Consider the following 233-nt stretch of genomic DNA (forward strand, 5'->3'; position numbering starts at 1 on the left):
CAAGGAGCCGATCGGCTCACGCGATGACCAGACGCTCGCCCAGCACACCGTCATCGGCGGCCAGGGACGAGTGCAGCAGGTGATGGTGCGACCCGGCGAGCAAGTGGTGATCGGCGGCTACCAGCAGACGGCAGACACCTCTACCAGGCGGCGCCTGGACGACAAGGCACCGATGCTCGCCGACGGCTCCGACGCTTCGCAAGAGAAGCAGATGCTCACGGTCGTTCTGGTCA

General features: G+C 66.1%; 1 pseudogene. It reads left to right on the forward strand.

Annotated features, from left to right (window positions below):
• Positions 1–233 (forward strand): annotated as a pseudogene (locus KVT32_RS31720) (hypothetical protein); the annotation flags it as partial.

This window comes from Achromobacter sp. GbtcB20 (assembly GCF_019091095.1).
GTDB classification, from domain to species: domain Bacteria; phylum Pseudomonadota; class Gammaproteobacteria; order Burkholderiales; family Burkholderiaceae_B; genus Achromobacter; species Achromobacter mucicolens.